This window comes from Polaromonas sp. P3_C2 (assembly GCF_056402675.1).
The window spans coordinates 1-5,198 of the sequence record NZ_JBFUGX010000291.1 but is presented as its reverse complement, the minus strand read 5'-3'; the positions used below and the strand labels follow the sequence as shown (position 1 = coordinate 5,198).

Genomic DNA, 5,198 nt, shown 5'->3' with positions numbered 1-5,198 from the left:
GCCAGGTGGCGGACAACCCGGGGCTGGCCAGGTGATGGAACAGCTTGGAATTTTCGGGGGCATCCTCGCCGTGCTGGTGGGTGGCGCGGTCACTGCCGCGGTGGTGGCCCTGGGTGCTTTCGTCATTGCGCTGGCGGGCGGAATGCTGCTGGCGGTGACGGTCACTTTCGCACGTTTTCGTTTGCTGAAGCTGGCCATTGCCACCTACATCGAATGGATGCGCAACGTTCCGGCATTGGCCCACCTCTTCGTAATCTATTTCGGGCTGGCGGCCGTCGGCATACGGCTCTCGCCGCTGGTGGCGGCAATTTTGGGCCTGGGGCTGGTTGGGGCGGCGGTGTTGTGCGACGTGTTTGTCGCCGGGCTCAAGTGCCTGCACGCCGGCCAGCGCGAGGCCGCCCTTTCCGTCGGAATGACACCGCGGCAGGCGCTGATTCACATCCTTCTTCCACAAATGCTGCGGGTGACGTGGCCATCCCTCGGCAACTACACCAGCCAGCTGCTCAAAGACACGTCCATCGCTTCTGCGATTGCCGCGCCGGAAATCATGTTTTTTGCCAGGAACCTGGTGACCTCCACTTTTGAAACCACTTTGATCTATCTTGCCGCCATGCTGTTGTATGCGGCCATGGTGCTGCCGGTCAGCTGGGGATTTGCCAAGGCCGAAAGCCGCATGGAGAACAAGCGATGAACAGTTTTTTTGCGGTCTTCCTGCAATACTGGCCCGACTGGGCTCCCCGCCTTGCAGAGGCGGCCAAAGTAACGGCAAAGCTGTCATCTGCGGGCTTTGTGATGGCCCTGCTTCTGGGCGCGGCCCTGGCGGCCATGATCCGCAGCGGCCGGCCGGCCCTGCGCTTTGCCGCCAACTTCTTCATTCAGTTCGTGCGCACCGTGCCCTTGCTCGCGCTGCTGCTGGCACTCTACTTTGCGTTGCCGCCGCTCGGGCTTACGCTGCCGGGCTTCTGGGCCGGGGTGATCGGGTTGGGCCTGCACGGCGCGGCGTATGTTGCCGAGATTTTGCGCGGAGGCCTGCAGTCGATTCACCGCGGGCAGCGCGAAGCAGCCCTGGCCGTTGGCCTGGCGCCGCACCAGGTGTTTATGCATGTGGTGTTTCCCCAGGCGCTGCGCGTCATGCTGCCACCCTTGCTGAACACCTATGTGGCGCTGTTAAAAGACAGCTCGCTGTGCGCACTGATCGCCACGGACGAGCTGATGCTGACGGCGCGGGCCATGTCCAGCGAGTTCTTCCTGCCCCTGCACATATTCCTGCTGGTGGGCGCCTTTTACTTTGCCATTGCCTTTCCCTTGTCAATGCTTTCGCGCGCGCTGGAAAAGCGCCTCTCGCGCGGCCGGCGGGTCATGGGTGCTGCATGACCTCCATCGCCAATTCCTCTCTCAACACATCGCTTGCCTACGCCTCCATGGAGCAGACGCTCGAAGCGCTTGCCAGCGGAGAGACCAACAGCGAAACACTGGTCGAAAACCAGCTCTCGCGCATAGACGCCTTTGACGCCAAGCTGCACGCCTATGTAGACCTCTATGCAGATGAAGCCTTGCAGGCCGCCCGCGGCCTGGACAAGCTCAGGCAGGCCGGCTTCACGGTGGGCCCGCTGCATGGTGTGACCATTGCCGTCAAAGACCTTTTTGAAATTAAAGGCCACGCCATCACCGCGGGTTCCAGATCGCTCCCGCCGCGCACCTCCACCGTCACAGCGACGGTGGTCGACCGGTTGAGGGCAGCCGGCGCCATCGTGCTGGGGAAAACACACACGGTGGAATTTGCCTTTGGCGGCTGGGGAACCAATACTTCCATGGGCACACCCTGGAACCCCTGGGACCTTGAAACCCACCGTGTGCCCGGCGGCTCCAGCAGCGGCTCGGCCGTGGCGGTTTCGGCGGGCATGGCCAGCGCAGCGCTGGGCACGGACACCGGCGGCTCCGTTCGCATTCCGGCCGGGCTCTGCGGGCTGGTGGGGCTGAAAACGACACATGGTCTGATCAGCCGCTACGGCCTGATTGACCTGTGCCCCACGCATGACACGGTGGGGCCCATCACGCGGACCGTGAAGGATTGCGCAACGCTGCTGGACGTGCTGGCGGGGCCCGACCCGCAGGACGCGGCATCCCGCTTTTCGCCCTCGCGTTCGGTTTCAAAAGAGATTGAAAAAGATGTCAGGGGAATGCGGGTCTGGACCCTGCCCAGAGCTGAACGCGAAGACGTGGACCCGGAAGTGCTGAAGGCTTATGACAGGTCTCTTTCCGTGTTCACCGGGCTTGGCATGACCCTGGTGGACAAGCCGCTTCCGCAAAGCCTGGCGCAATCCATGCGCATTGCAGGCAGCCTGATGAGCGCCGAAGGCTATGCCAATCTCGGCACGCTTTTCGAGCGCAATGAGCTGGAGTTTGACCCGAACATCAAGCGGCGGATCATGCTGGGCCGGGACATCGGGGCCGCCCAGTACATCACCCTGCTGCGCGACCGTGAGTCTGCGAAAGCCGCGATGCTGGACGCCATGGACGGCGTCGACGTTTGTGTATTTCCGACCAATGCCATTACCGCCATTCCCGTCAGCGAGGTCGACGAACTGGCCACGCCGCTGTCAAGGTTCGGGCGCTTTGTGAACCTGCTTGATTTGTGTTCGGTTGCCGTTCCTGCGGGGCTTTCTGACGGCGGGCTTCCGGTTTCGATTCAAGTGATCGGGCGGCCCTTCGCCGAGCCCACGATATTGCGCGCAGCGTTTGCGTTTGAGAAGGCAACGCCATGGAACCGCCTGCATCCCGCAGGCCTTGAGCTGGAGCGCTGAAGGGGCGGCGCTGCAGCGTGGTGGGCCACCGTCGGTTTTCGCCTACAAAAATCAGCGCCAGCCTCGCTGGAGTTCGCTTTGTGCCTTGCTGAAAATGCACTGATCATGCCCAGCACTGCGGCTCACCTTCCCGACAGCACGTCCCCGGCAGCCGCAACGTCGCTGTGGCCGCGCATCCGCCGCTGGGTGTTTCCTGCGCTGGGCATCGTCGTCCTGGGTTTGCTGGTTTCCCATGCCCACAAGGTGGACTGGGAAGGCGCCTGGCAAACGCTGCGGCGCTACTCGCCTCTTTTGCTGCTTGCGGTGCTGGGCCTGGCCACGGCCAGCCATGCGCTGTATGGGTGCTTTGACCTGATAGGTCGGCAGCACACGCGCCACAAGCTGCCGCGCCTGCAGACCTGGGCCATTGCGGTCACCAGCTATGCCTTTAACCTGAACCTGGGCTCGCTGGTCGGCGGGGTGGCGCTGCGGGCGCGGCTGTATGCGCGGGCCGGGTTGGACGAAGCCGCCATTGCGCAGATCGTGGGCTTGAGCCTTGCAACCAACTGGCTGGGCTATGGGTTGGTGGCGGGGAGCCTCTTTGCTGCTGGCGCCATTGCACCGCCCAGCCAGGCACACATTGGCGCCGCGGCGCTGCGCCTGCTGGGCGTGGTGATGGTGCTGATTGCACTGGGCTACGTGGTGGCGTGCGCGTTGGCGCGCGGGCACGTGTGGCGGGTGCGCGGGCGGCGGCTGAAGCTGCCTTCCGCGCAGCTGGCCCTGGTGCAGCTCGGCATTTCGGCCAGCAACTGGGCACTGATGGGCGCGGCCATGTATTTGCTGCTGGGCCAGCAAGTGCCTTACACCACGGTGCTGGGCGTGCTGATGGCGGCGTCCATCGTGGGGGTGATCATGCCGATCCCCGGCGGGCTGGGTGTGCTGGAGGCGGTCTACCTGGCGCTGCTGTCGGGGAGCGTGCGCCAGGGGGCACTGATGGGCGCGGTGCTGGCCTACCGCGCGCTTTACTACCTGTTGCCGCTGGCGGGCGGGCTGGTGCTGTATGCGCTGCTGGAGCGGTATGCGTCAACCCACGCTGAAGCCCATTAGCCGAGGTACCGCCTGGTGATCGACATGGCGAGCATGACGGTTGTTGCCTTCCCCTCGATTGCTATCAATAACGTAGCTGCTTGCGCCCGTTCATAAAGGGCTGCAGGCCAAAATGATGCCAAATCGGCCCGGCCAGGCACCACACGCACTACCTGAATATGCGGGAGCCGATCAGCACGCCCAGCTTCCGGTAGCTTTCCCACTGCGCTTCGTCAAAGAACTGGTCAAACGTGGTTTGCTGCGGGAACGACGGCTTTTTGGTCTGGTATTCAAACAGGTCAAGGGGGGCGCCCTTGATCAAACGCGGCTTGAGCACCAGCAAAATACTTTCGGAGGGCTTGCCCGGCTGGCTGCTGGCATAGCGCACGCGGTAGAGCAGCGCACACTTTTCGTCGAGCGGCGCCAGCGGATCGGTTGCCGGTCGCAGTTCAGATTCGTCGCGGGCGAAATAAGGCGCCAGTGTGGCGGCATTGGGTGCAAGCCGTGGCACCGCGCTCGGCCCGACACATTCAAACTCGGCACCGAAATCGATGCGTGCCAGGCGCATGAGATTGGCAAGGTCTTCAAAGCTGTAGTTCGGGTCTGCGCCGCAATCGCAGCAGACGATGAAGTCCACCCGCCTGCGCAACAGCTCGAAGACGCCGGTGTTTTCAAAGTGCCCGCCGTCGCTCAGGTACCAGTGCGAGCCGTCCGTGCCCAGGAAGCGGGCGCGCAATTCGCGCTGCAGATAAGTCTGGTTGCGCCAGAGCGGGAACGGCGTTCGGGGGTCGGATTTTCCGGAGTTCCACCACCAGCCCAGGCGTATGTTGATGATGGTGAACAGCATGGCCTGCCCCAGCGCCGTACCCCGCCCCAGCCCGGTCGAAAATGCCGCGCCCGACACGCCCACCCATTGGCCGATGGACAGCTCGGGCGGCGCCCGCCTGGCGGCTTTGGCCTCAATGCCTGCGAAATTGCCGGTCTTTGCATTCCAGAGCCTGCCGTCCACGGTGATGCCCGCGGGCGTGACAGCCAGCGGCAGGCCCTGCCTGTCCCGCTGGGTGAGCTGGTCGCCGGTGCCCGTGGTGGCATTGATGGTCACGTTGATGAGGTGGGCCGGACCCAGGTGGTCGTTGCGGTAGTAGGCCTCGCGCGTGAAGTCATCGCTTGCATCGGCTTCGGTCACGTCCATCTTCGGGCGTTCCGATTCAAACCGCGCCTTGTTGGACGCCCCCAGGTAGGCACGCGTGAGGCGCGCACCGTACATCACCTGCAGGCTCGACAAATTGATGAACCCCAGAAAGTAGCCAGCCACCGCCACAGCCAGGA

At 63.7% G+C, this 5,198-nt stretch carries 4 protein-coding genes and 1 pseudogene; 4 read left to right on the top strand and 1 reads right to left on the bottom strand.

Annotated elements, in window-relative coordinates; translation table 11 throughout:
• Positions 1-34: 34 nt before the first annotated feature.
• The 4 genes from AC1DWI_RS13200 (at position 35) to AC1DWI_RS13185 (ending at position 3,890) form a co-directional block, all read left to right on the top strand.
• A complete protein-coding gene (locus tag AC1DWI_RS13200; protein WP_477668182.1) occupies positions 35-691 on the top strand; it encodes an amino acid ABC transporter permease in 657 nt (218 codons plus the stop codon).
• On the top strand, positions 688-1,374 hold the full coding sequence (locus AC1DWI_RS13195) for an amino acid ABC transporter permease (RefSeq protein WP_477668183.1): 687 nt from the start codon (positions 688-690) through the stop codon (positions 1,372-1,374). Before AC1DWI_RS13200 ends, AC1DWI_RS13195 begins: the two co-directional genes overlap by 4 nt.
• Positions 1,371-2,804, top strand: coding sequence for an amidase (locus AC1DWI_RS13190; protein ID WP_477668184.1), 1,434 nt, complete (start codon positions 1,371-1,373; stop codon positions 2,802-2,804). The genes AC1DWI_RS13195 and AC1DWI_RS13190 overlap by 4 nt, the downstream gene beginning before the upstream one ends.
• A gap of 105 nt (positions 2,805-2,909) precedes the next feature.
• The gene (locus AC1DWI_RS13185) at positions 2,910-3,890 is read left to right on the top strand and encodes a lysylphosphatidylglycerol synthase domain-containing protein (protein WP_477668185.1); all 981 of its coding nucleotides are present in this window, start codon (positions 2,910-2,912) and stop codon (positions 3,888-3,890) included.
• Positions 3,891-4,038: 148 nt separating this feature from the next.
• Here AC1DWI_RS13185 and AC1DWI_RS13180 read toward each other — a convergent pair.
• Positions 4,039-5,198 (bottom strand): annotated as a pseudogene (locus tag AC1DWI_RS13180) (hypothetical protein); the annotation flags it as partial.